Genomic DNA, 20,138 nt, shown 5'->3' on the forward strand with positions numbered 1-20,138 from the left:
ACGAACCACCTGATCGGTGACTCGTCGAAGTGAGTGATTTAGGGGGGACAGGAGTCAGGACTCGCGCCACTTGTGGCCGCACTCGACGCAGGTGAACAGCCGAACCTCGTAGGAACCGCCCGGTTTCGGCATCATCTGGTAGTAGGCCCGGTCGCTGTCGCAGTCGTCCGCGGGACAGGGCTCCTCCATCGTCTCGGTGGGGTCCTGCGTCGCGTCGGCCACGGCGGGTGCCCCGTCGTCCTGCTGTCCATCCCGGAGTGCCATCGCCGCTTCTGCTTGCGAGTCTCGTCGCTCCTCGTTCTCGCAGGTGCGACACACCCATGTGTCGCCCTCTGTGTGCATCATCGACCCACACTCGTCACAGAACTGCATACTGCGTACGGATACACGACCGTCGAGTATATCTGTTAACTTCCGCTCCGTCGTGGGTTTCAGGCACCTGCTCATACTGACTGCGTCGGCCGACGCCCTTCGCATACTGCGTGAGAAGATGTGTATGCAAGACTCCCGTCCTGTATTCAGCGGGCTCCCACTACCCCCTCTCCGAGAGCAGAACTCGACAGCACCCCGCGAAACCTATAGGTGGCGTGTTGCCCAACCGATACTATGGACAGCACCGGCAGGGAGTTCTTTCGACGCCTCGGTCGCCTGAGCGCGGGCGAGGGCGGTCGTACGGGGGTGCTTCCCGACAACGGAGTCGCGGAAGCCGCCCTCGCGTTCGCACTCGCGGTGTTCGTGTTCGTCGTCCTGCCGCCGTCGCTAGCGCTCGCGGGCTTTTTGATCGTGTTGGCGCTGGCGACGCTCGTCTCCAGCGTCGAAATCGTGCAGGCGTACGAGAAGCGTGCGCTCACCGTGTTCGGCGCGAATTGGGGCCTCCTCGACCCGGGGCTGCACTTCGTCCCGCCGTTCGTCTCGCGCACGTACCAGTTCGACACGCGCGTCGAGACCATCGACGTGCCCACGCAGGAAGCCATCACGCGCGACAATTCGCCCGTGCGGGCCGACGCCGTGGTGTACATCCGCGTCGTCGACGCCGAACGCGCATTCCTCCAAGTCGAGGACTACCGCCGCGCGACGGCGTTGCTCGCGCAGACGACGCTGCGGGCGGTGCTGGGCGATATGGAACTCGACGAGACGTTGAGCCGACGTGAGGAGATCAACCGCCGGATTCGCGAGGGACTGCAGGGACCAACCGACCAGTGGGGCGTCGACGTGGAGATGGTCGAGGTCCGAGAGGTGCTCCCGACGCCGGTCGTCCTCAACGCGATGGAACAGCAGTCGTCCGCCGAGCGTCGCCGCCGGGCGATGATCCTCGAAGCGCAGGGTCGCCGTCGCTCTGCGGTCGAGGCCGCCGAGGGTGACCGCGCGGCGAACGTCCTCGCGGCGGAGGGAGAGAAGGTCGCGTCCGTGTTGGAGGCGCAGGGCGACGCCATCTCGACGGTGCTGCGCGCACGGGCGGCGGAGTCGATGGGCGAACGCGCCATCATCGACAAGGGGATGGAGACGCTCGCGGCTATCGGCCAAGGCGAGTCCACGACGTACATCATCCCACAGGAACTCACCAGTCTGCTCGGCCGCTACGGCGAGACGCTCACCGGGTCCGACGTGGGCACGGGCGAGGGACTCGCACCGTTGGCGTTCGACGCTTCCGACCGCGAACTGCTCGGACTCGACTCCGTCGACGAGATTCTCGACGGCGAAGCGACGACGGAGGGCGACGGCGCGGCGACCGACAGCGCGTTGGTCGACCCGGACACCGAGGCCGAGTTCTCCGACTGAGCGACGGCCGCGGCGACGACCGGCCTACAACTGTGGTTCGAGTGCGCCGATGTCGTAGTAGTACAGCCAGAGATTCGCGCGGAGGTCTCCCGTCAGGTACTCGGTAATCGTCGCTCGGAGCAACGCGGCACGCGAGGAATCGCCAGACTGGACGGCGTCGAGGTAGGCAGGGCCGAGTTCGTCTCCGAACCGCGCGTTGTCGAGCGGTTCGCCGCGCCACGTCGTCTGCTTCGGGTGGTCGCCGTAGGCGGCCAGCGACTCCTCGAGACTGGGCCACTTCTCGCCGCGTTCGTCTGCGAGGTCCTTCCGGTCGTCGTGGAATAAGTCGAGGTGCGTCTCGGCGGTGTCGATGGCGGGCGAGCGTCGCTGCGCGCCGAGGGCGTCGAGGCGACCAGCCAAGAAGTCGAAGTCGAAGCCGCGGCCGTTGAACGTGACGAGGTAGTCTGCCTCGTACTCTTCCAGTCGCGCGAGTGCGTCGCCGATGAGCGTGGCCTCGTCGTCTGCCCCCCGCCGGTGAAACAGGTCGAGCGTCGCCGCCGAGAGCGGATTCGCTCGCTCGTGGACGCCGACACCGATAGACACCGTCTCGCCCTGCGTGGGCTTGTAGTGGGTCGTCTCGATGTCGAGCGTCGCGATCCGCCGGTGTCCGGCGTCGTCCCTGTCGTAGCGCATACCGGGGCCGATGGGGAGTGGGCGGATGAGCGTGGCGGTGAGGCGGTGGGAGCACACCGCTGAACCGCGTCGAGAGCCAGTCGCGGCGCTTAACCCGCTCTGTCGACTACTCGGAGGCGAATGAGTGAGACACGCGACCGGCGGGAGTTCTGCCCGCGCTGTGGCGACCCGGTTCCAGAGCGGGAGGAACCGCTCCCTGGCGAGCCACGTGAACGCGACCGCGTGCTCTGTGACGCCTGTTACTTCGAGGACTTCGAGTTGGTCGACGCGCCCGACCGCGTCGAGGTGACCGTCTGTTCACATTGTGGCGCGGTCCACCGCGGCAACCGCTGGGTCGACGTCGGCGCGCGCGACTACACCGACGTCGCCGTCGACGAGGTGTCGGAGGAACTCGCGGTCCACCTCAAGGCCGAACAGGTCCAGTGGGGCGTCGACCCCGAACAGGTCGACCAGAACACGATCCGAATGCACTGCACGTTCGCGGGCGTCGTCCGCGGCATCCACGTCGAAGAGGAGGTTGTCGTGCCCGTCAAGATCAGTCGCGGGACCTGCGACCGCTGTGGCCGCATCTCCGGCGGGAGTTACGCTGCAGAGGTCCAGATCCGCGGCGTCGACCGCGTTCCCGACTCCACAGAGCAGTCGAAGGCCGTCGAAATCGCCGAGTCGCTCGTGGCCGAACGCGAGGCCGACGGCGACCGCGAGTCGTTCGTCACCGAGGTCATCGACCAACCCGAGGGCAAGGACGTGAAACTCTCGACGAACAAACTCGGGAAGGCAGTCGCCACACAGATCACCGAAGAACTCGGCGGTTCCTACTCCGAGGCACCGACGCTCGTCACCGAGGACGGCGACGGCAACGAGGTGTACCGCGTCACGTTCGCGGTGCGTCTGCCGAAGTTCCGGCCAGGCGACATCATCGACCCTGCGGACGACGAGGGGCCGGTGCTGGTGCGGTCGGTTCGCGGGAACCTGAAAGGTGTCCGGATGGCGACGGGTGAACCGTACGAAGCCCGCTTCGAGGAGGGTGAGACACCCGACGCCGAGAAGGTGGGCGAGGCCGACGACGCCGTCGAGACGACCGTCGTCACCGTCGAGGACGACAACGCCGTGCAGGTGCTCGACCCTGAGACGTACGAGGCGGTGACCATCCCGCGGCCGCCAGGCGTCGCCGAGGACGCCGCCACCGTCGACGTGGTGAAGACGGACGTGGGTCTGTACGTGGTGCCGTCGGAGATGGACGACGAAACAGAAGAGTAAGGCTCTGTTGAAAGCCTCGATCAGTGATAGATTCCAGCGAGCCTGCTGAATACACAGTGCGAGTCGCCTACTGTTGAGCCACCATTGTCGGTAGCGGCCAGTGGTAGATACAGAGGCTGTATGCAGCAGTTCGGTTAGGAGAACAAGACCGACAAGACCCAGTAGATCCGAAGAAACCTCTCCGGTTACTGGCTGACGAATTCGGGCACGAAGAAGACGGCCACGATCAGACACAGCAGTACGAAGATTCCTGTGAGACGCAGGACACCAGCGGCCTGCCGTCTGTTTTTCGGAAGGGATTCAGCGATTCCAGACAAGGCGCTTCCTGCTATCATAAACAGGAGCCAGCTGCCAAGTGTGGCATTCTCGACGAACATAGCGTATCCGTATATCCCCGAGAAGATCAAGGCCGCACAGAGTTGGATTGCTCCAATCGGCTGACCAGATGGCTCACTGAACACTGTCTTGTCAATGATGGAGGGCATCGAACGCCTTGCCTCGCCCGGGAGAGAAAAAGATGCTGAACGCACTATCACCGAGCGGGCAGTACATTGCACAATAAGCAAACAGCAGTGATGCGTCTACGATATTCGTAGCACGTATTTTCCGGCGCTTTCCAGACTTGTACCTCTGTAAAACTGCGACCAGCGGAGAACCCGTGTTAGATACAGTGAGACGACACACCTTCGATGGATATATTTTTCTCGGAGAAATTGGATTTTTATGGAGCGGAGCAGAGCGCTCACGGTTTATGTCATTGTTCCGTGTTTTCTATACACTGCCGCCTTCGCAATCGCGTTAATTCGGTTTTCCGATGTTGTTGATACCAGCACTCTGAGACTGTCACACACGATATTCGCAGCGGTTATGGCGGTAGTTCTCCTCGTCAAAAGGGACGAACTGTCCGCCGATAATTAAGCAGCACATGTCGATCGACTAATTAAGTCATTCATCGATGAAATCAAAAACAGTGATTCGCTTGCTACACCCGCTGTATCTGATACGGTGTTCTTATCAGACTTTGAGGATTTCAACAGAGCCAAGAACAAGCATTCAGCCGTCGCTTTTCCGACCTACCAGTACGCCAGTGGGTGCTCTCTGCCCGACTGAGTAGGTAGCGACGGCTCAGTTGGGTCGAGTTCGGGAGAACGACGGACGTACTTAGTCCGCGTTGACGTGGGAGGGACCGCTCGGGTCAAGCGGCGAGTGCGTCGTGGTGATGCCGCGCTTCTCACAGAGTTCGTCGAACCGGTCGAGGTCGACGCCGGCCTTCTTGGCCGCCTGTGTTCGGGTGAGCGTTCCGGCAGCGAACAGCGTCAGGGCCGTGTCGACGCCGTGGGTTGTCATACTCTCCTTATCTGCAAGGGGATACATAATCCTTCGTGAGATTATATGTCACTAAGGTCGGCGCGATTCGAGGCCGTCGGCTCACGGCATATAAGGACGTATGCTGAATCTGCTTGCCGTACGTGTGTCTACTCGCCCCACACGTCCGACAGCGGATGGTCGGCCATCGGGTCATCATCGTCGTCGTCGCGTCCGGCGGCGGACGCGCCGCCGCCCGTCGAGCGGTTCGACCCGCTCGACCCACCAGATCGGCTGGATCCGCTCCCGCCGCTGGCTCTGCCGCTCGCTCCGCCTGCCCCACTGGACCCACCCGCTCCGCTCGACCGCCCGCGTCCGATGCCGTGACCGGCACCCGACGACGGGCCCGGGTCGGCGTCCATCCCCGCCATCGCGGCGGTGGGGTCGAACTCGGGGAGGTCGGGGGTTGTCATCCGGTCGATCTGTTCGCGGAACCACGACGGCGTGTCGGCCTCGGCGCGGTCGAACAAGTCGAGGAGACTGGAGTCCGCGAGGTACGTCGCGCCGTGGTCGTCGGGCGCGCGGACGACGCGACCGCACGCTTGGATGACGGTCCGGAGGGCCGCGCGATGGTACCACGCCCACTGGCCGTCCTCCAGGCGCGCGGCGACGCGGGAGTCGCCGGTGTTGAGGTACGGCGCCTTACACAGCACCTGCCAGCGACACAGATCTCCTTTCAGGTCCAGCGCCTCCTCCATCTTCACCGAGACGAACAGTTCGGGGTCGTCGCTGGCCTTCCACGCCTCCAGTTGGGCGTCACGGTCGTCGCTGTCGTGGCTCCGCACCCGCGCGCCGACGCCGAACTCCCCGAACTTCTCGGTCAACTGCCGGGCGATAGCGTAACTGTGGGCGTGGACCAGACCCTTCTCGTCGGGATGCTGGGCCATCAAGCGGAGGCAGAGGCGAGCGACCTTCGGGATTGTCTCGTCGCGGTGTTCGTACGTCATCTTCCCCTGCGTCACGTCGTACAGCGGGCGGTTCTCGACCGGGAACGTGTGCTCGACGTCGACAAGAGCGACCTCCGAGGGGTCGAGACCGACGCCGCGGCAGAACGACTCCTTCGAGAGGATGGTCGCCGACAGCAGTGCGAAGCGGTTTCCACGGTCCCAGACGGTGTGTTTCAGGTACTTCTCGGGGTCGAGCGGTTTGATCGTGAGCGTGCCGCCCTCGCCGTCGGGTTGGTCGACGACCCACGTCGTCGCGGAGTCGGTGTCGCGGTAGTCCTCCAAGAACCACTTCAACTCGGAGATGAGTTCCTGGAGGCGGTCGCGACGGGCCGCCTCCTCGGGCGTGAGGTCGCCGACCGCAAGCAGGTCGTCTTTCGCGGTCGAACAGACGCCGAGGAGGGCGTCCGCGAACCGGGCGGTGCGTTCGACGGGCCCAACTTCGTGGTTGTGCACGTCCGGGACGCCGATATCCTCCCACACGGGTACCGTCTGCGGCGACAGTTCGATGGTCGCGTACATCTCCGCCCACTCCGCGAGGCCGTGCGCCTCGTCGACGACGACGACGTCCCGTTTCCGGAACACGTCGGAGCCAGCCGTCTGCATGAAGTACGCCAGCGTCATCGCCGCGATAGGGCGGTTCGACGCGATAGCCCGGTCGGAGTAGTACGGACAGCGGTGTTTCACCGAGCAGTCGTAGCCGCGCTGGCGGGCGCAGGGCGCGCGGTTGACGGGCGTGTCCTCCTCGCCGGGGAGGATGCAGGTGTAGTTGGACTTCCCCCGGATGACGTTCAGGTCGTCGAGTAAGTCGTCCTCGGCGACGTCGTCGAGTTGCGACACCTGCGGGGTGGTGTAGTACGCGCCGGTCGCCTGCGAGGGACTCGCCTCCTCGACGGTTCGGGCCGCGCCCGCGATGGACCGCGCGAGCAGCGACTTGCCACTCCCGGTCGGTGCGCGCACGAGGACGACACGATTGCCGGCGGCGAACGCGTCGGTGATGTCCTGCAGCGCCTGCTCTTGCGTGCCGCGATAGGAGGGCGCGGGAAACTCGGAGACGATCCGGGAAGGGTCCACAGTAGTTGTCGAATGGAACTGGCGACTCGGCGTAAGCGTGTCGGATGGGTACACGATGGCGACCGAGTGGGTCACCGCCGGCGCTCACGCCGCTACTCGTCGTGGTCGGGAAGCGACTCGACGTGTTCGCGGCGCACCTCCTCGTCGTCCGGGAGGGCGTCGATGCAGTCGTAACAGAGGAAGAACTCCGAGCCGTCGGCCAACTCCAGCGTCAGGCCGTCGGTACTCCCCGTCTCGAACGACCAGAGGTCGCTGATACCGCCGCCGAGACGAACGCGACGAGTGCAGCCGTCACACCGCTGTTTGCCCATATCCGGGGTCGGACCGCGGTGGGGATAAGTCCGAGCCTCCGTCTACGCATTCGCGTGTGCGTCTATCGTGCGTCGGATCGCTCTACTCGGGGACACCTTCTTGCGCCCACACCGTGTCTCTCCGTGACACATGGAGGTGAACTGCGAGGGCTGTGCTGGCTGCTGTCTCGACTGGCGACCGCTCGGCGCGCCCGACGACCGCGAGCGTGAGGGCCGCTACCGCGCGCTCGACGACACGTACCACCTCGTCCCCCTCTCACGCGACGAGATTCGCGCGTTCGTCGACGACGGCCTCGGCGACGCCCTCGTGCCGCGCCTGTTCGCGGCCGACGGCGAGCGCACCACGCGAATCGACGGCCACGACGTGGCCGCCATCGGCGACCGCCCCGCGTTCCTCGTTGGCCTCCGCAAGTCGACCAAACCCGTCGCGCCGTTCGGCGGCGACCGCGTCTGGTTGGACGCCTGCGGGTTCCTCGACCCCGACACGCTCCGGTGTCGCATTCACGACACCGACCGCTACCCCGAGCGCTGTCGGACGTATCCGGGGCACAACCTCGAACTCGACGCCGACACCGAGTGCGAACGCGTCGAACGCGTCCACGGCGAATCCGGCGAACGACTCCGCGACGACACGGTGCCCGCAGACCTCCCACCGCCACCGCTCGGACAGGGGGCGCTCGGGTCGACGGTGTTCCTCCATCCCGACCCAGACGGCCTCGGTGGCGCGGTCGCTCGCCTCGTCGCTGGCGAGTCGACGCCCGAAGACCGCGCGGCGTTCGTCGCCGCCGCCGCCGCCAGCGCGCCGGGGACGGGTGCGGTGAACGACGACCGCTACGAGCGCGAACGCGAACGCGTCCTCGCGGCGGACTCGTGGGTGAGCGCCGCCGACACCGAGTGGCGGGCGGCCGCGGGCGGCCCCGGCGAGTCGGTGACGGACGCGCCCGACGCCACGAGCGTCGAGGAGACGCGTGGCGCACCGCCGACAGACGAGTGGGACGACTGACTCGTGTCCGGGCGTGACAGCCGGGCAGTGACTGACGGCGCTGGCCGTTCCGGGACCAACGTTATCGGCTCACGGGTGGAAGCGGTCTGTATGCGTGTCCTCGTGACCGGCGCGACCGGCTTCGTCGGTCGTCGCCTCGTGCCCGCCCTGCGTGCGGCGGGTCACGAAGTGGTCGCACTCGTCCGCGACGCCGACCGCTACGACGCCCCCGACGACGTGCGCGTCCTCGAAGGCGACCTGCTCGACCCCGAGCGCGTTCGCCTCACGACCGGTCCCGGCGAGACGACGGCACAGCCGTTGGGCCGGTGGCTCGCCGCTCTGGACGTCGACGCTGCGTACTACCTCATCCACTCGATGGGCGAGGGCGACGACTTCGCGGAGATGGATCGCCGCGTGGCGACGGCGTTCCGCGACGCGGCCGACGAGGGCGGCCTCGACCGCGTGGTGTATCTCGGTGGCCTCGGCGACGAGGACGAGGTCGAACTCTCAGAACACCTCCGATCGCGCCGCGAGGTGGGACAGATCCTCGGGGAGGGCGCGTACGAACTCACGACGTTGCGTGCGGCGATCATCGTCGGCGACGGCTCCGTGAGTTTCGAGATTGTTCGCCAACTCGCCGCTCGCCTCCCCGTGATGGTCACGCCGCGGTGGGTCCGCACGGAGTCACAGCCAATCTACGTCGACGACGTCATCGCGTACCTCGTCGGCGTCCTCGACGCTCCGGAGACTGCAGGGGAAACCTACGATATCGGCGGCCCGGACGTCCTCACCTACGAGGAGATGTTGCGACGAACCCGCGAGGCGATGGGCGGTCGCCTGTACGTGATTCCCGTGCCCGTGCTCACGCCGCGACTCTCCTCGCGGTGGGTTCGACTCGTCACCGACGTGCCCGCGGGCGTCGTCGACCCCCTCGTCGACGGCCTGCGGACGCCGGTCGTCGTTCGCGACGACGCCATCCGCGACCACGTCCCTGTCGAGTTGACGCCGTTCGACGAGGCGTTGGCGGCGGCGCTCGACGCGTGGCGAAGTCGGACCGGCCCACCGGAACACCCTGAGGGCGACAATCACAAACCCACGGACGACGGCGAGGCCGAGTCCGGGGTGTCCACGTGACCGGCCCGGAGGGCAACGGGGCTGGCTCACCCTCCGCGACTGCTGAGGCCGCCGAGTCGTCCGAACCAACGGACGCAGACGCCCCTCCGGCGACGCGCCCGGCGGTGTTCGGTGAGGCGTGGGTGTACGAGAGCATCGTCGGCGCGTTGCCAGGGGTGCGTCTCTCGGAGACGGCCGCTATCGCGCTCCAGTTACTCATCTTCGAGACGGGTCTCCTGCTGTTGGCGTGGGCGTACGACCTCTGGAACGCGGTCCCCGCGGGCACTGCCGCCGTCGGCGTCGCCGCCGTCGGAAGTTACCTAATGTTGAAACTGGGCGAGTCGAACCGCACGCTCGACGTCTCGGAGACGTACTATCGGCTCCTGTTCGGGTCGAGCATCGAGGTGGTGCTCGCCGTCCTCGCGTTCATCGCCGTCGTCACCCACCTGTTCGTCACCGACCCCGCGACGGTCGGCGGGCCCGCGCCGGCGGCGCAACTGCTCCCGTTCCCGGTCGCGGTCGCCGAGGAACCACTCGTGACAGACCTCTTTGGTGCGTCGCCGCCGACGCCGGTGGTGTTCTTCGCGCTGTTGGTGCTTTGGGACCTCTGTTACCGAATCGGCACCTCGTGGTGGACCGCGGTCGTCTCGCTGTACCGCGAACTCCGCCTGACGGTGGGGCCGGGGACGGCGCTCCGGTTCCGCCGACTCGACGCACTCAACGTCGTGTTCGCGTTCGCACAACTCGCGCTGGTGCCGTTCATCACGGACCGGCCGGTGTTGCTGGTGGCGATGCTGGGACACGTCGTCGCCGTCACCGTCGTCTCGGGGGCAGCGATTGCACTGTCGCTCGCGGCGGAGCGGTGAGTCGTCGACACGCCAGCGACGTGGTGACGGATCGCCGCGAGGACGGCGCAGACGCGCCGCTCGCGACGGTGTGGCTGTGACGGCTGAAGAGGCGGGCGGGTGGCTACTCGCCTTTGATTGACTTGAACTGATCGAGGAGTGCTTCTGTGGAGTCACCGGAGTCGTACGTTACGCGGCCGCGATACTCGTTCCGTTCCTCTGCGAAGTCGCTCTCGATCCGAGTTTTCTTCTCACGCCGTTCGTGTTCGTCGTCATCGTAGCTACCCAATCCCATGGTACGTCATAACGTAACAAATTATGTGTAATATACGTATCGGTCAGTCACAGTTACGTTCGCGTGAAAGAAACTCGGCCCCGAGCGGTGGGTTGAAACCGGACGCCGGCAGATATCGGGTGTGGCACGTCCCCTTCGCTTCCGGTACGCCCCCGGATCGTGGTCGCCCTCACGCGTCCACGACGACCTCTACCGACCGCTCGACTCCAACCTCGGGGCGACCGAACGCGACTCGTGGTTCGCGCCGCCCGACGGCTACGAAGCCCGGCGGTTCGACATGGACGACGGGAGTCTCGCGCTGTTCTGCTGGACCGAGAACGGACAGGGCCCCACTGGCGTCGGCGGCGGCCCCGGCGCGTACTGGATCGGTAACACCGAGACGCCCTCCGCGCTGTGGCGGACGGAGAAGTATGCCCTCGCGGACGTGCCGTTTCCGGTCACGCGTTGGGCGGAGCAAGAACTGACCGCGGTGTTGTACGAGGACGAACCGTGGCTGGAGGACTTTCCGCACCTCGCGTGGTTCTTCCTGCCCGTCCTCTGCTCGAAAGACGGCGCGGAGACGACGCGAGAGTTCTTCCGCGAGCACAGCGCGGGCTTCCCTGACGCCGAGCGCTTCGACGCGCTAGGGTTCTACGAGCAGTTCCTCGCGACGGGTATCCTCGACGACGACCGCGAGGAGATGGCGAGCAAACTCGGCACCTCCGAGTACCTCGACCTGACGCGGATGACCGCGACGATGGGCGAATTCGACGTGGCCCGCCTCCTCGTGAACGCCGGCTACGACATCGAACCCGAAATCGAGGTGTCGACCGACCACGTCATCGACTTCCGCGCGACGCGCGCCGACGGCACCTCGACGCTCGTGGAGGTGACGCGCCCGGTCACGCCGAACAAACGCTCGGCAGGGACGCCGTCGGCGGCCGTGCGCGACACCGTCCAGACGAAGACGAGCGGACAACTAGAGGCGCACGGCGGCGGCGTCACGCTGTTCGTCGACTGCTCGTCGTTCCCCGACGACGACTGGTTCGCCGTCCGCGGTGAACGCCCCGAGGTGGGCCACCGCCCGGCCGTGGTGTTCCGGTCGCGCCCCGACGGCCGCACCGAGGCGTACAGCAAAGGCCGCGTTCCGCTGGATTTGGACGCGGCGCTGGAGTGGGTGTAAAAGCGGATTTTGACTCTCCAGAGACGGTGACTGAGCCGGGATTCCGGAGAGAGTGACTGGCGATGGCGAGTCGCCGGTCGTCGTCAGAACGAGACGGGGTCTGGGCCGTCTTCCCCGACGCTCGGCGCGTCACGGTCGCTGTAGAAGCGGCGGCCGACTGCTTCGTGGCCGACCCCGCCCCACAGCGTCATCCACACGTCGTCGACGGAGTGGAACGTCTCGGAACCGAGGCGACCGAGTACGGATCCGAGCGTCTCGCTGCCGTCCTGCAGTTCGATACGGGTGTCGCCGTACGCGTCGATGAGTTCGCCGCTCGTCGCGGGGTACTCGTGGGCCGCTAGCTTGTCTTCCGTGCCGTTCAGGCGCATCAACAGAGAGGATGACTTCGATGTATGTAATGATTTTCTATGTACTACCTTCGTGAGAACCGTAGTCTTTAACGTATTATTATGCCCTTTCATCGCTCGATTTCGACCCGTCGCTCTCGCCCACGTTCGGCCTCGGTCGCCCACGGTCGTCACGCACCGACCGGAATCCCCTTTGAGACGGGCCGCCCGGTCACGAGTATGATCACCGCGGACCTCCACGCGCACACGACGGTCTCGGACGGCACCCTGACGCTCGAGGGCCTCGTCGCCGCCGCGCGCCGGGCCGACCTCGACGCCGTCGCCGTCACCGACCACGACCGGATCCACCCCGACCTTGACGCGCCGGTCGTCGACCGCGACGGCCTGACGGTCGTTCGCGGCATCGAACTCCGTGTCGACACCGGTTCCGACGGCGAACGGGTCGACCTCCTCGGCTACGGCGTCGGCGACGACGACGCACTCCGCGCGGAGTGCGACCGACTCCAGCAGAACCGCATCGACCGCGGGCGGCGAATCATCGAGAACGTCGAGGCGGAGGTGGGCGTCGACCTCGCCCTCGAACCCCGCGAGGGACTGGGCCGCCCGCACATCGCCCGCGCCATCCACGAGAGCGACGCCGACTACGACTACCAAGACGCGTTCGACCACCTCATCGGCAACGACGGCCCCTGCTACGTGCGTCGCGACGTGACGCCGGTCGACCGCGGGGTCGACCTCCTGCACGACGCCTGCGCCGTCGTCGGCCTCGCCCACCCGTACCGGTACGACGACCCCGAGGCGGCCCTCTCGCTGTGCGTCGAGTACGATCTGGACGCCGTCGAACGGTTCTACCCGTACGCCGACGCGATCACACCCGACGACGAGCGTATCGAGTCGCTGGCGGCCGACCACGACCTCCTCCTCACGGGCGGCACCGACGCCCACGGCGAGCAACTGGGCGTCGACGGCCTCGACGCCGACCGTTGGGCGACGGTCAGCGACCGCTTGCCGGAGGCGCGGAGTTAACTACGATCGGGCCCCTGTGCGGGTGTATGCAGTGTCACTACTGCGACCGCGAGGCGGCCTACGCCGCCGAACGCCGCGGCGTCTCTGTGGGTCTGTGTGAGTCGCACTTCCGCGAACGGATCGAGGAACTCGCCGAAAGCGAGAGTCTCGAAGCCATTCGAGAGAAGGTGGACGTGACGCAGACCGACCCCGACGCCTGAGTCCTCCGACTACCTCTCGCCCTCCACCGTTCCCGACCGCGCTACCACAACAGGTCGACGCCGAACACGTACAGCGCCGCCAGCGCCGACTCGAACACGAGCGTCCCCAGTGCAGACAGCACGACGAACCGCTTGGTATCCATCTCCGCGAGGCCCGCGGGCACCGTCAACATCCCCCGCGTGAACAGCAGCGAGTTGGAGACGGGGACGACGACTGGCCCCCAGCGGTCGAACCAGCCGTCGAAGCGGTCGAGGCTGTCCTCGCTCACGCGGAACCACCGCTTCTGGAGTAACCACTCGCGGCCGCCACGCTGAGCGACGGTGAACAGCGCCACCTGCCCGACGGTCGCACCGAGGACGGCGACGCCGATGACCGCGACGACGGTGTCTGGCGAGTGGCCGACGAGGATGAGCGACCCCGGGACGATGAGTTCGCTCGGCATGAAGTACATCAGCATTGCCCCTTCGAGCACGAACACGGCGAACAGCACGAGGAGGGCGTACTCCGAGTCGAGGAGCGACTTCAACCACTCGGGCATCGCCGCGGTGACCTGCAGGGGCGAGAGCGTCACTGGCGAGGCGTAGCCAGTCGCCCGATATATGGCTTGTGTCATCCGGTGTCGAGTGACGCGGAGCGTCGTGCGCCGCGGACGGCCGGAGCGTCGGGTTTACCTCTCACGCGGGCTGACCGTCTCGGTATGTACCCCACCGACCGCCCGCGTCGCCTCCGCACCGACGGGGTTCGGCCGCTCGTCTCCGAGACGACGCTGTCGGCGTCGGACCTCATCGCGCCGGTATTCGTCGACGCGACGGCCGACGACCGCGTCCCCATCGAGTCGATGCCCGGTCACGACCGCGTCCCCGTCGACGAGGCCGTCGACCGCGTCGAGGAAGTTCTCGCCACGGGCGTCGAGGCGGTGATGGTGTTCGGCATCCCCGAAGAGAAAGACGCCGTCGGTTCTCGCGCCTACGCCGAAGACGGCGTCGTCCAGCGGGCGGTGCGCGACATCACCGCGGAGACGGACGCGTACGTCATCACCGACGTCTGCTTGTGTGAGTACACCGACCACGGCCACTGCGGCATCGTCGAGGACGCTGCCGCCGAGGATCCGACGCTGACCGTGAAGAACGACGAGACGCTCGACCTCCTCTCGCAGACGGCCGTCTCCCACGCCGAGGCGGGCGCGGATATGGTCGCGCCCTCCTCGATGACCGATGGGATGGTCGGGGCCATCCGCGAAGGACTGGACGACGCCGGCTTCGACGAGGTGCCGATTATGAGCTACGCGGTCAAGTACGAGTCGTCGTTCTATGGCCCGTTCCGCGACGCCGCCGACGGTGCGCCCGCGTTCGGCGACCGCCGCCACTACCAGATGGACCCCGCCAACCGCCGGGAGGCGATGCGGGAAGCCCGCCTTGACGCCGACGAGGGCGCGGACGTGTTGATGGTGAAGCCCGGCTTGCCGTACCTCGACATCGTCCGCGACGTGCGCGAGGGGTTCGACCTGCCGGTGGCCGCCTACAACGTCAGCGGCGAGTACGCGATGTTGCACGCTGCCGCCGACCGCGGATGGCTAGACTTGGAGGCGACCGCGAAAGAGTCGCTGCTGTCGATGAAGCGTGCGGGCGCGGATCTGATCCTCACGTACTTCGCCGAGGACGTCGCGGAATCGCTGTAGCCGGCGGGCATCGACCTGGAGAACACGAACCGTTTTACCCGCGTCCGAACACCCTGGCTGTATGCATCGGCCGGCGGTCCCGGACGCGTACGTCGAGGAGGTCGCACAGCGCACCGACTTCTCGGTCGACGACGTTCGCATCGGCCTGCGCGTCCTTCACGACGCCATCCAAGGTCGGATCGCCGACCAGTACCGCCGCGCCCGCAACGACGACACCCCGAACCACCTGCTCACCGACGACGCGTCCTCGGCGTGGTTCGCGTTCGCCTTCGCCGACCTCCGGGCGGAACTGGAGGCCGCCGGCTACGAGATGGACGCGGACCTCCTCGCGGCGGTCGCCGCGGTCAACATGACGGTGTTTCAGGAGGTCCACGACCGCACCGTCTCGTTCCCGCGGTCGCTCGCGGACGCCAGCGACACGCCGTTCTTCTACCCCGTCCACGTCGAGAAGCCGTCGTGGTGGCGGGAGGCAGAGACGCGGACGCTGCGCTCGCTGGTCGGCCTCTTGGAGTCGGGGGCGTCGCCCGCGGCGGCGATGGACGCGTGGGCCGTCAACCTCGCCGGTCTCGACCCCGCTGACTGGGCGTCGATCCGCGGCGTCGAACCCGACCGCGTCCGCGCGAACGCCGCCGACGCGCCCGACCCTGCCCCGGAAGCGGCCGACGGCCTCCGCGCGGAGGCACGCGAGGGCGTCCCCGACGGACCGTACGATCCCGAGACTGATCGGCTGTTCGTCCCGACGACCGACCAACTCGCGGCCGCACGCGACGCGGCCGACGAGGAGGACGCGACTGCTGTAGCATCGGACGAGAGCGCCGACGCCGACGACGGCGCAGACTCCGATGAAGACGCCACCGCTGTGGAAGACGCCGACCCGGACGGCCTCGCGGGCATCGACCCCGACGATGTCCTCGCTGGCGACGTCGACGCCGCCGACCTCCCGGAGTACGCGGTGCAGGGTGACGATGGGCCCGCAGATGCCGGGAGCGACGATGGCGACAGTGACGACGACCACGACGGCCGCTTCATCGACGGGGCGGCCGCGTTCGACTCCGACGACAGGTAAATACCGGCGGCTGTCGTTCTCTCGGGTATGACAAACTGGCGTGCGGTCGCGTGGGGAGCGGTCGTCTTCCTCGTCATCGCGACGTTCGGAACCGCCATCCCCATCATTGGACAGATCGGTGCGGGGATCATCGGCGGCGCAGTCGCGGGCTACATCGCCGGCGGGGGCCTCGGCAACGGCGCGTACCACGGCCTGCTCGCGGGGTCGGTGACGGGCGTCGCGTTCAGCGTGTTGCTGGCGCTGTTCGGCAGCGTCATCGGCCTCGCGGGTGGCGGCCCGTTGGGCGGCTTGCTCGGCGGCGCGGGCGTCCTCGTCCTCGGCGTCGTGCTGACCGTACTGTTCGCGCTCGAATCCGCCGTCGCTGGCGCGGTGGGTGCGATCCTCGCGGAGTAGGCGTTAACTGCGAGACTGCGACCCCTCGCTCAGCGGTCGAGGTACTCTTGCTGGATGGCGACAACCTCCGAGGAGTCGGCACACTCGCTGTAGCGACGCAACGGCTCCTCGTTGAGTTCGAGGAACGTCTCGCCCCACGTGAACTTCGCGAGGATGCGCTCTGCGTGATCCGGTTCGCCGAGGATGTGGAGGGCGGCGGCGAACGCCTCGACGGTCGTCAACTGCATCGGGCGACCGAAGTTCACAGGGTTGGCGGCGACGAGATACGGGAGCGCGCGGTGTTCGCCCGGCAGTGAGAAGCGCGCCTCCCCCGCCGACTCCCACGAGCAGTCGAGGGCGACGAGCGTGTTCGTGTCGACGTCGGCGGGCGAGAGCGCACGCTCGGCGTGAGGGTTGAGCACGACCCCGTACGGTGTCGCCGCGTCCGAGCGGTGCAACTCGGCCAACTCGAAGCGTTCGAGTTTCTTCGCCGTACACTTGGCGGGGTCGTCGTCGCCCTCGTACCGGACGTGCAGGTCCACACCGAGCGATGTCGACGCGGGCGAATAAGCGCCTCGGAGTGGCCGACCGCCCCCGCCGACCGATTGATGCTCGTCGCCGACGCGGATCGATCCGTGACACACGAGTCGGTCGTCCGGGCGTACTACCGGCACATCGACGCCGCCGCGTACGACGACCTCGCGGCGCTCCTTGCGCCCGAGTTCGTCCACGAGCGACCCGACCAGACGCTCTCGGGCCGGGAGACGTTCGTCCGGTTTATGCGCGAGGAACGACCCCGAACCGACACCGAACACGCCGTCGACGCGGTGTACGTCCCCGCGGACGGTGAGGACGATACCGGCCACGACGAGGGTGATCTGACTGAGATTGTCGCTCGCGGACGACTGCTCGCAGAGACGGGCGAGGAACTGTTCGGCTTCGTCGACGTGTTTCGGGTCGACGCCGACGATGCGCTCACGGCTCTGCAGACGTACACGGACTGAGGGCCCGGTCGCCGACTCGCCTACTCCTTCTCGCCGGCGCCGACGGCGCTCTCGCCGACCTTCTCGCTGCCCTCGATCACTTCGCGGCCGCCCATATACGGCTGGAGCGGTTCGGGCACGTCGACGGTGCCGTCGTCGTTCTGGTAGTACTCGAGGATGGCGACGACGACGCGCGGGACGGCGACGCCCGACCCGTTGAGCGTGTGGAGGTACTCCGCCGACTCGTGACGCTCGGGGCGGAAGCGCAGGCCCGCGCGCCGCGCTTGGAAGTCGCGGAAGTTCGACACCGACGACACCTCAAGCCAGCGACCGCCCTGTTCGGGGCCGTCTTCCATGTCGTCGCCGGGCGCCCACACCTCGATGTCGTACTTTTTCGCCTGCGTGAAGCCCAGGTCGCCGGTACACATCTCGAGGATGCGGTACGGAAGATTCAGCCGCTTCAGCACCTCCTCGGCCTCCTCGACGAGGGCCTCGAATCGCTCGTCGCTGTGCTCGGGGCGCACGAAGTTGACCAGTTCCACCTTGTTGAACTGGTGGACGCGGACGATGCCGCGAGTCTCGGTGCCGTGTTCGCCCGCCTCGCGGCGGAAGTTCGGCGAGTACGCTTGGTGTTTGATCGGGAGGTCGTCGTCGAGGAGGATTTCGTCGCGGTACATGTTCGTGACCGGCACCTCGGCGGTCGGCAACAGCCACAGGTCGTCGTCGTCGATGTCGTCGGCGTTCTCGTCGCCGACGCGGTAGGCGTCCTCGACGAACTTCGGGAACTGCCCGGTCCCCTCCATCGACTTCGAGTTGACGGGGATCGGTGGGAACACGTCGGTGTACCCCTGCTCGCGGTGGACTTCGAGGAAAAACTGGATCAGCGCGTGCTCCAGCATCGCGCCCTCGCCTTTCGCGAAGTAGAAGCCGCCACCCGACACCTTCGCGCCGCGGTCGAAGTCGAGGATGTCCAGGTCCTCGCCCAGATCGTAGTGGGGAGTCACGTCGTCGGGCACCGCGCGCAGGTCGTCGAACCCCTCGCGACGCCGTTCGACGTTCTCCGACTCATCCTCGCCGACGGGCACGTCGTCGTCGGGGACCTGCGGGAGGTGCAACATCGCATCGTGGAGTTCGTCCTCCAGTTCGTCGGCGCGCGCCTCGATCTGCTGGAGTTCGGCTTTCAGATCCTGGCTCTTGTCGATGGCCTCCTGCGCCTCTTCCTCCTTGCCTTCCTGTTTCAGGCGACCGATCTTCGACGACACCTCGTTTCGCTCGTGTCGGAGCGTGTCGCCACGGCCTTTCAGGTCGCGCCACTCCTCGTCCAGTTCGAGGATCCGGTCGAGGTCCACGTCGACACCCTTGTGCTCGATGCCCTCGCGGACCTCCTCCGGATGCTCGCGGAGGTACTGCCTCGAAATCATTTGATGGGGATTCCGGGGGTTCGGCCTAAACCGTGTCGGGTCTGTGTGGCTGTGTGGCTCGGATCGATCGCCGGGTGGCTCCGAAAAAAGCGGCGTGCCGGGCGTCGTTACCGACTGAACTCGATCGCCGCGCCTTGGCCGAAGCCGACACACAGCGACGCGAGGCCGCGGTCGACGTCGCGTTTGATCATCTCGTGGATGAGCGTCACCGGGAGACGCGCGCCGGAGGCCCCAAGCGGGTGGCCAAGCGCGATTGCGCCGCCGTTGACGTTGTAGATGTCCTCGTCGATGCCGAGTTCGCGGCGGGTGTACTCACACTGGGAGGCGAACGCCTCGTTCACCTCGACCAGACCGTAGTCGTCGATGTCCGTGCCCGCACGCTCCAACAGGCCGCGGGTGGCCGGGACCGGCCCGATGCCCATCACGGTCGGGTCGACGCCCGCGACGTTGTTCGTGCCGACCTCCGCGAGGACGTCGAGGCCGTGTTCGTCCGCGAACTCCTTCGAGCAGACGAGCGTCGCCGCCGCGCCGTCGGTGATCTGCGAGGAGTTGCCGGCCGTCACGCTCCCGTCGCCGGTGAACGCCGGTGACAGACCCGCCAGCGTTTCTACGTCGGTGTCGTGGCGGATGCCCTCGTCCTCGGTGACGACGCCCTCCTCCGTCTCGATGGGGACGATTTCGTCGTCGAAGCGGCCGGATTCGGTCGCCGCAGACGCACGCTGGTGCGAGCGAACGGCGAACTCGTCTTGAGCCTCGCGGGACACCTCGTGCTCCTCGGCGACCTTCTCGGCGGTCATCCCCATCTGCAACTGGAAGATGTTGTACTGCTCGGAGAGTTCGGGGTGGAGGTGCTGGTAGGAGTCGCCGTCCATCGGGACGCGCGACATCGACTCGACGCCGCCCGCGATGATGCAGTCGCGATTGCCCGCGGCGACCGCGTCGCTCGCTGAGATGATCGACTGCATCGAGGAGGCACACCAGCGGTTGATCGTCGTCGCGGGTGTCCCTTCGCCCAACTCCGAGAGCAGGGCGATGACGCGGGCGACGTTGTTGTCCTGTTCGCCACGCTGTTGGGCGACTCCCCACATCAGGTCGTCGACGGCGTCGGGGTCGACGTCGTGTTCGTCGAGGATGTGGTCGATGAGAGCCGTCGACAGATCCTCGCTGCGGACGTCCGCGAAGACGCCGCCTTGCCTGCCGAACGGGGTTCGATACGCGGCCGCAATGACGGGCGTTGCCATACAC

At 66.8% G+C, this 20,138-nt stretch carries 24 protein-coding genes; 12 read left to right on the forward strand and 12 right to left on the reverse strand.

Annotated elements, in window-relative coordinates:
* Nucleotides 1–54: 54 nt before the first annotated feature.
* Nucleotides 55–372: an RPA12/RPB9/RPC11 RNA polymerase family protein gene (locus P0D77_RS03635; RefSeq protein ID WP_277554823.1), complete on the reverse strand. Its 318-nt coding sequence runs from the start codon at nucleotides 370–372 to the stop codon at nucleotides 55–57.
* 234 nt (nucleotides 373–606) lie between these two features.
* Between P0D77_RS03635 and P0D77_RS03640 the strand changes: the two genes are divergently transcribed.
* Complete coding sequence (locus tag P0D77_RS03640; protein WP_277554824.1) at nucleotides 607–1,779, forward strand: SPFH domain-containing protein; 1,173 nt, start codon at nucleotides 607–609, stop codon at nucleotides 1,777–1,779.
* Between the two features lie 24 nt (nucleotides 1,780–1,803).
* Here the strand turns inward: P0D77_RS03640 and P0D77_RS03645 are convergent, their stop codons facing one another.
* Nucleotides 1,804–2,451, reverse strand: a complete 648-nt coding sequence (locus P0D77_RS03645) for a ribonuclease H-like domain-containing protein (RefSeq protein ID WP_277554825.1) — start codon at nucleotides 2,449–2,451, stop codon at nucleotides 1,804–1,806.
* Nucleotides 2,452–2,571: 120 nt separating this feature from the next.
* Here P0D77_RS03645 and P0D77_RS03650 point away from each other — a divergent pair, with 120 nt between their 5' ends.
* Entirely contained in the window at nucleotides 2,572–3,708 is a 1,137-nt protein-coding gene (locus P0D77_RS03650) for a 60S ribosomal export protein NMD3 (RefSeq protein ID WP_277554826.1), read from the forward strand.
* Nucleotides 3,709–3,893: 185 nt separating this feature from the next.
* On the opposite strand, the gene P0D77_RS03655 is transcribed toward P0D77_RS03650, so the two are convergent.
* The 4 genes from P0D77_RS03655 to P0D77_RS03670 all read right to left on the reverse strand — a co-directional run bounded on the left by P0D77_RS03655 (nucleotide 3,894) and on the right by P0D77_RS03670 (nucleotide 7,402).
* Nucleotides 3,894–4,193, reverse strand: a complete 300-nt coding sequence (locus P0D77_RS03655; RefSeq protein ID WP_277554827.1) for a DUF8011 family protein — start codon at nucleotides 4,191–4,193, stop codon at nucleotides 3,894–3,896.
* A 676-nt stretch (nucleotides 4,194–4,869) separates the two neighbouring features.
* Nucleotides 4,870–5,055, reverse strand: a complete 186-nt coding sequence (locus P0D77_RS03660; protein WP_277554828.1) for a DUF7317 family protein — start codon at nucleotides 5,053–5,055, stop codon at nucleotides 4,870–4,872.
* A 128-nt stretch (nucleotides 5,056–5,183) separates the two neighbouring features.
* A complete protein-coding gene (locus P0D77_RS03665; RefSeq protein WP_277554829.1) occupies nucleotides 5,184–7,091 on the reverse strand; it encodes a helicase C-terminal domain-containing protein in 1,908 nt (635 codons plus the stop codon).
* A gap of 92 nt (nucleotides 7,092–7,183) precedes the next feature.
* The gene (locus tag P0D77_RS03670) at nucleotides 7,184–7,402 is read right to left on the reverse strand and encodes a DUF7561 family protein (RefSeq protein WP_277554830.1); all 219 of its coding nucleotides are present in this window, start codon (nucleotides 7,400–7,402) and stop codon (nucleotides 7,184–7,186) included.
* A gap of 130 nt (nucleotides 7,403–7,532) precedes the next feature.
* Between P0D77_RS03670 and P0D77_RS03675 the strand changes: the two genes are divergently transcribed.
* The 3 genes from P0D77_RS03675 to P0D77_RS03685 all read left to right on the forward strand — a co-directional run bounded on the left by P0D77_RS03675 (nucleotide 7,533) and on the right by P0D77_RS03685 (nucleotide 10,363).
* Entirely contained in the window at nucleotides 7,533–8,405 is an 873-nt protein-coding gene (locus P0D77_RS03675) for a YkgJ family cysteine cluster protein (protein ID WP_277554831.1), read from the forward strand.
* A gap of 90 nt (nucleotides 8,406–8,495) precedes the next feature.
* Complete coding sequence (locus tag P0D77_RS03680; RefSeq protein ID WP_277554832.1) at nucleotides 8,496–9,518, forward strand: NAD(P)H-binding protein; 1,023 nt, start codon at nucleotides 8,496–8,498, stop codon at nucleotides 9,516–9,518.
* 104 nt (nucleotides 9,519–9,622) lie between these two features.
* Nucleotides 9,623–10,363 carry a DUF7530 family protein gene (locus tag P0D77_RS03685; RefSeq protein ID WP_277555733.1) on the forward strand — a complete coding sequence of 247 codons (741 nt, stop codon included), beginning with the start codon at nucleotides 9,623–9,625 and terminating at the stop codon, nucleotides 10,361–10,363.
* Nucleotides 10,364–10,466: 103 nt separating this feature from the next.
* On the opposite strand, the gene P0D77_RS03690 is transcribed toward P0D77_RS03685, so the two are convergent.
* On the reverse strand, nucleotides 10,467–10,637 hold the full coding sequence (locus P0D77_RS03690) for a DUF5786 family protein (RefSeq protein WP_349770087.1): 171 nt from the start codon (nucleotides 10,635–10,637) through the stop codon (nucleotides 10,467–10,469).
* Between the two features lie 121 nt (nucleotides 10,638–10,758).
* Here P0D77_RS03690 and P0D77_RS03695 point away from each other — a divergent pair, with 121 nt between their 5' ends.
* On the forward strand, nucleotides 10,759–11,799 hold the full coding sequence (locus P0D77_RS03695) for a DUF5784 family protein (protein ID WP_277554833.1): 1,041 nt from the start codon (nucleotides 10,759–10,761) through the stop codon (nucleotides 11,797–11,799).
* A gap of 83 nt (nucleotides 11,800–11,882) precedes the next feature.
* On the opposite strand, the gene P0D77_RS03700 is transcribed toward P0D77_RS03695, so the two are convergent.
* Nucleotides 11,883–12,167 carry a DUF5789 family protein gene (locus P0D77_RS03700; RefSeq protein WP_277554834.1) on the reverse strand — a complete coding sequence of 95 codons (285 nt, stop codon included), beginning with the start codon at nucleotides 12,165–12,167 and terminating at the stop codon, nucleotides 11,883–11,885.
* Between the two features lie 198 nt (nucleotides 12,168–12,365).
* Between P0D77_RS03700 and P0D77_RS03705 the strand changes: the two genes are divergently transcribed.
* Nucleotides 12,366–13,172, forward strand: a complete 807-nt coding sequence (locus P0D77_RS03705; RefSeq protein ID WP_277554835.1) for a PHP domain-containing protein — start codon at nucleotides 12,366–12,368, stop codon at nucleotides 13,170–13,172.
* A gap of 26 nt (nucleotides 13,173–13,198) precedes the next feature.
* The gene (locus P0D77_RS03710) at nucleotides 13,199–13,372 is read left to right on the forward strand and encodes a DUF6757 family protein (RefSeq protein WP_277554836.1); all 174 of its coding nucleotides are present in this window, start codon (nucleotides 13,199–13,201) and stop codon (nucleotides 13,370–13,372) included.
* A gap of 41 nt (nucleotides 13,373–13,413) precedes the next feature.
* On the opposite strand, the gene P0D77_RS03715 is transcribed toward P0D77_RS03710, so the two are convergent.
* On the reverse strand, nucleotides 13,414–13,911 hold the full coding sequence (locus tag P0D77_RS03715) for a DedA family protein (RefSeq protein WP_277555735.1): 498 nt from the start codon (nucleotides 13,909–13,911) through the stop codon (nucleotides 13,414–13,416).
* A 159-nt stretch (nucleotides 13,912–14,070) separates the two neighbouring features.
* On the opposite strand from P0D77_RS03715, the gene hemB reads away from it, so the two are divergent.
* From hemB to P0D77_RS03730, 3 genes are all read left to right on the forward strand, one after another.
* On the forward strand, nucleotides 14,071–15,051 hold the full coding sequence (hemB, locus tag P0D77_RS03720) for a porphobilinogen synthase (RefSeq protein ID WP_277554837.1): 981 nt from the start codon (nucleotides 14,071–14,073) through the stop codon (nucleotides 15,049–15,051).
* A 61-nt stretch (nucleotides 15,052–15,112) separates the two neighbouring features.
* Complete coding sequence (locus tag P0D77_RS03725) at nucleotides 15,113–16,117, forward strand: hypothetical protein (protein ID WP_277554838.1); 1,005 nt, start codon at nucleotides 15,113–15,115, stop codon at nucleotides 16,115–16,117.
* A gap of 27 nt (nucleotides 16,118–16,144) precedes the next feature.
* A complete protein-coding gene (locus P0D77_RS03730) occupies nucleotides 16,145–16,510 on the forward strand; it encodes a DUF5518 domain-containing protein (RefSeq protein ID WP_277554839.1) in 366 nt (121 codons plus the stop codon).
* Between the two features lie 29 nt (nucleotides 16,511–16,539).
* On the opposite strand, the gene P0D77_RS03735 is transcribed toward P0D77_RS03730, so the two are convergent.
* On the reverse strand, nucleotides 16,540–17,031 hold the full coding sequence (locus tag P0D77_RS03735) for a DUF367 family protein (RefSeq protein ID WP_277554840.1): 492 nt from the start codon (nucleotides 17,029–17,031) through the stop codon (nucleotides 16,540–16,542).
* Nucleotides 17,032–17,124: 93 nt separating this feature from the next.
* Between P0D77_RS03735 and P0D77_RS03740 the strand changes: the two genes are divergently transcribed.
* Nucleotides 17,125–17,493 carry a nuclear transport factor 2 family protein gene (locus tag P0D77_RS03740; protein WP_432764822.1) on the forward strand — a complete coding sequence of 123 codons (369 nt, stop codon included), beginning with the start codon at nucleotides 17,125–17,127 and terminating at the stop codon, nucleotides 17,491–17,493.
* A 20-nt stretch (nucleotides 17,494–17,513) separates the two neighbouring features.
* Here the strand turns inward: P0D77_RS03740 and serS are convergent, their stop codons facing one another.
* Together serS and P0D77_RS03750 are read right to left on the reverse strand one after the other, a co-directional pair.
* Nucleotides 17,514–18,893: a serine--tRNA ligase gene (serS, locus tag P0D77_RS03745; RefSeq protein ID WP_277554842.1), complete on the reverse strand. Its 1,380-nt coding sequence runs from the start codon at nucleotides 18,891–18,893 to the stop codon at nucleotides 17,514–17,516.
* A gap of 107 nt (nucleotides 18,894–19,000) precedes the next feature.
* Complete coding sequence (locus P0D77_RS03750; protein ID WP_277554843.1) at nucleotides 19,001–20,134, reverse strand: thiolase family protein; 1,134 nt, start codon at nucleotides 20,132–20,134, stop codon at nucleotides 19,001–19,003.
* Between the last annotated feature and the right edge of the window lie 4 nt (nucleotides 20,135–20,138).

Origin of the sequence: Halobaculum limi (assembly GCF_029490015.1) — an archaeon.
Taxonomy (GTDB): Archaea; Halobacteriota; Halobacteria; order Halobacteriales; family Haloferacaceae; genus Halobaculum; species Halobaculum limi.

Excerpts from the sequence above, each read along its gene's own strand:
- P0D77_RS03670 (WP_277554830.1), bottom strand. The coding sequence starts at position 7,402 with ATGGGCAAACAGCGGTGTGACGGCTGCACTCGTCGCGTTCGTCTCGGC.
- hemB (WP_277554837.1), top strand. The coding sequence starts at position 14,071 with ATGTACCCCACCGACCGCCCGCGTCGCCTCCGCACCGACGGGGTTCGG.
- P0D77_RS03730 (WP_277554839.1), top strand. The coding sequence starts at position 16,145 with ATGACAAACTGGCGTGCGGTCGCGTGGGGAGCGGTCGTCTTCCTCGTC.
- P0D77_RS03675 (WP_277554831.1), top strand. The coding sequence starts at position 7,533 with ATGGAGGTGAACTGCGAGGGCTGTGCTGGCTGCTGTCTCGACTGGCGA.
- P0D77_RS03650 (WP_277554826.1), top strand. The coding sequence starts at position 2,572 with ATGAGTGAGACACGCGACCGGCGGGAGTTCTGCCCGCGCTGTGGCGAC.
- P0D77_RS03705 (WP_277554835.1), top strand. The coding sequence starts at position 12,366 with ATGATCACCGCGGACCTCCACGCGCACACGACGGTCTCGGACGGCACC.
- P0D77_RS03750 (WP_277554843.1), bottom strand. The coding sequence starts at position 20,134 with ATGGCAACGCCCGTCATTGCGGCCGCGTATCGAACCCCGTTCGGCAGG.
- P0D77_RS03655 (WP_277554827.1), bottom strand. The coding sequence starts at position 4,193 with ATGCCCTCCATCATTGACAAGACAGTGTTCAGTGAGCCATCTGGTCAG.
- P0D77_RS03635 (WP_277554823.1), bottom strand. The coding sequence starts at position 372 with ATGCAGTTCTGTGACGAGTGTGGGTCGATGATGCACACAGAGGGCGAC.
- P0D77_RS03700 (WP_277554834.1), bottom strand. The coding sequence starts at position 12,167 with ATGCGCCTGAACGGCACGGAAGACAAGCTAGCGGCCCACGAGTACCCC.
- P0D77_RS03725 (WP_277554838.1), top strand. The coding sequence starts at position 15,113 with ATGCATCGGCCGGCGGTCCCGGACGCGTACGTCGAGGAGGTCGCACAG.
- P0D77_RS03680 (WP_277554832.1), top strand. The coding sequence starts at position 8,496 with ATGCGTGTCCTCGTGACCGGCGCGACCGGCTTCGTCGGTCGTCGCCTC.
- P0D77_RS03715 (WP_277555735.1), bottom strand. The coding sequence starts at position 13,911 with ATGCCCGAGTGGTTGAAGTCGCTCCTCGACTCGGAGTACGCCCTCCTC.
- serS (WP_277554842.1), bottom strand. The coding sequence starts at position 18,893 with ATGATTTCGAGGCAGTACCTCCGCGAGCATCCGGAGGAGGTCCGCGAG.
- P0D77_RS03690 (WP_349770087.1), bottom strand. The coding sequence starts at position 10,637 with ATGGGATTGGGTAGCTACGATGACGACGAACACGAACGGCGTGAGAAG.
- P0D77_RS03660 (WP_277554828.1), bottom strand. The coding sequence starts at position 5,055 with ATGACAACCCACGGCGTCGACACGGCCCTGACGCTGTTCGCTGCCGGA.
- P0D77_RS03640 (WP_277554824.1), top strand. The coding sequence starts at position 607 with ATGGACAGCACCGGCAGGGAGTTCTTTCGACGCCTCGGTCGCCTGAGC.
- P0D77_RS03645 (WP_277554825.1), bottom strand. The coding sequence starts at position 2,451 with ATGCGCTACGACAGGGACGACGCCGGACACCGGCGGATCGCGACGCTC.
- P0D77_RS03710 (WP_277554836.1), top strand. The coding sequence starts at position 13,199 with ATGCAGTGTCACTACTGCGACCGCGAGGCGGCCTACGCCGCCGAACGC.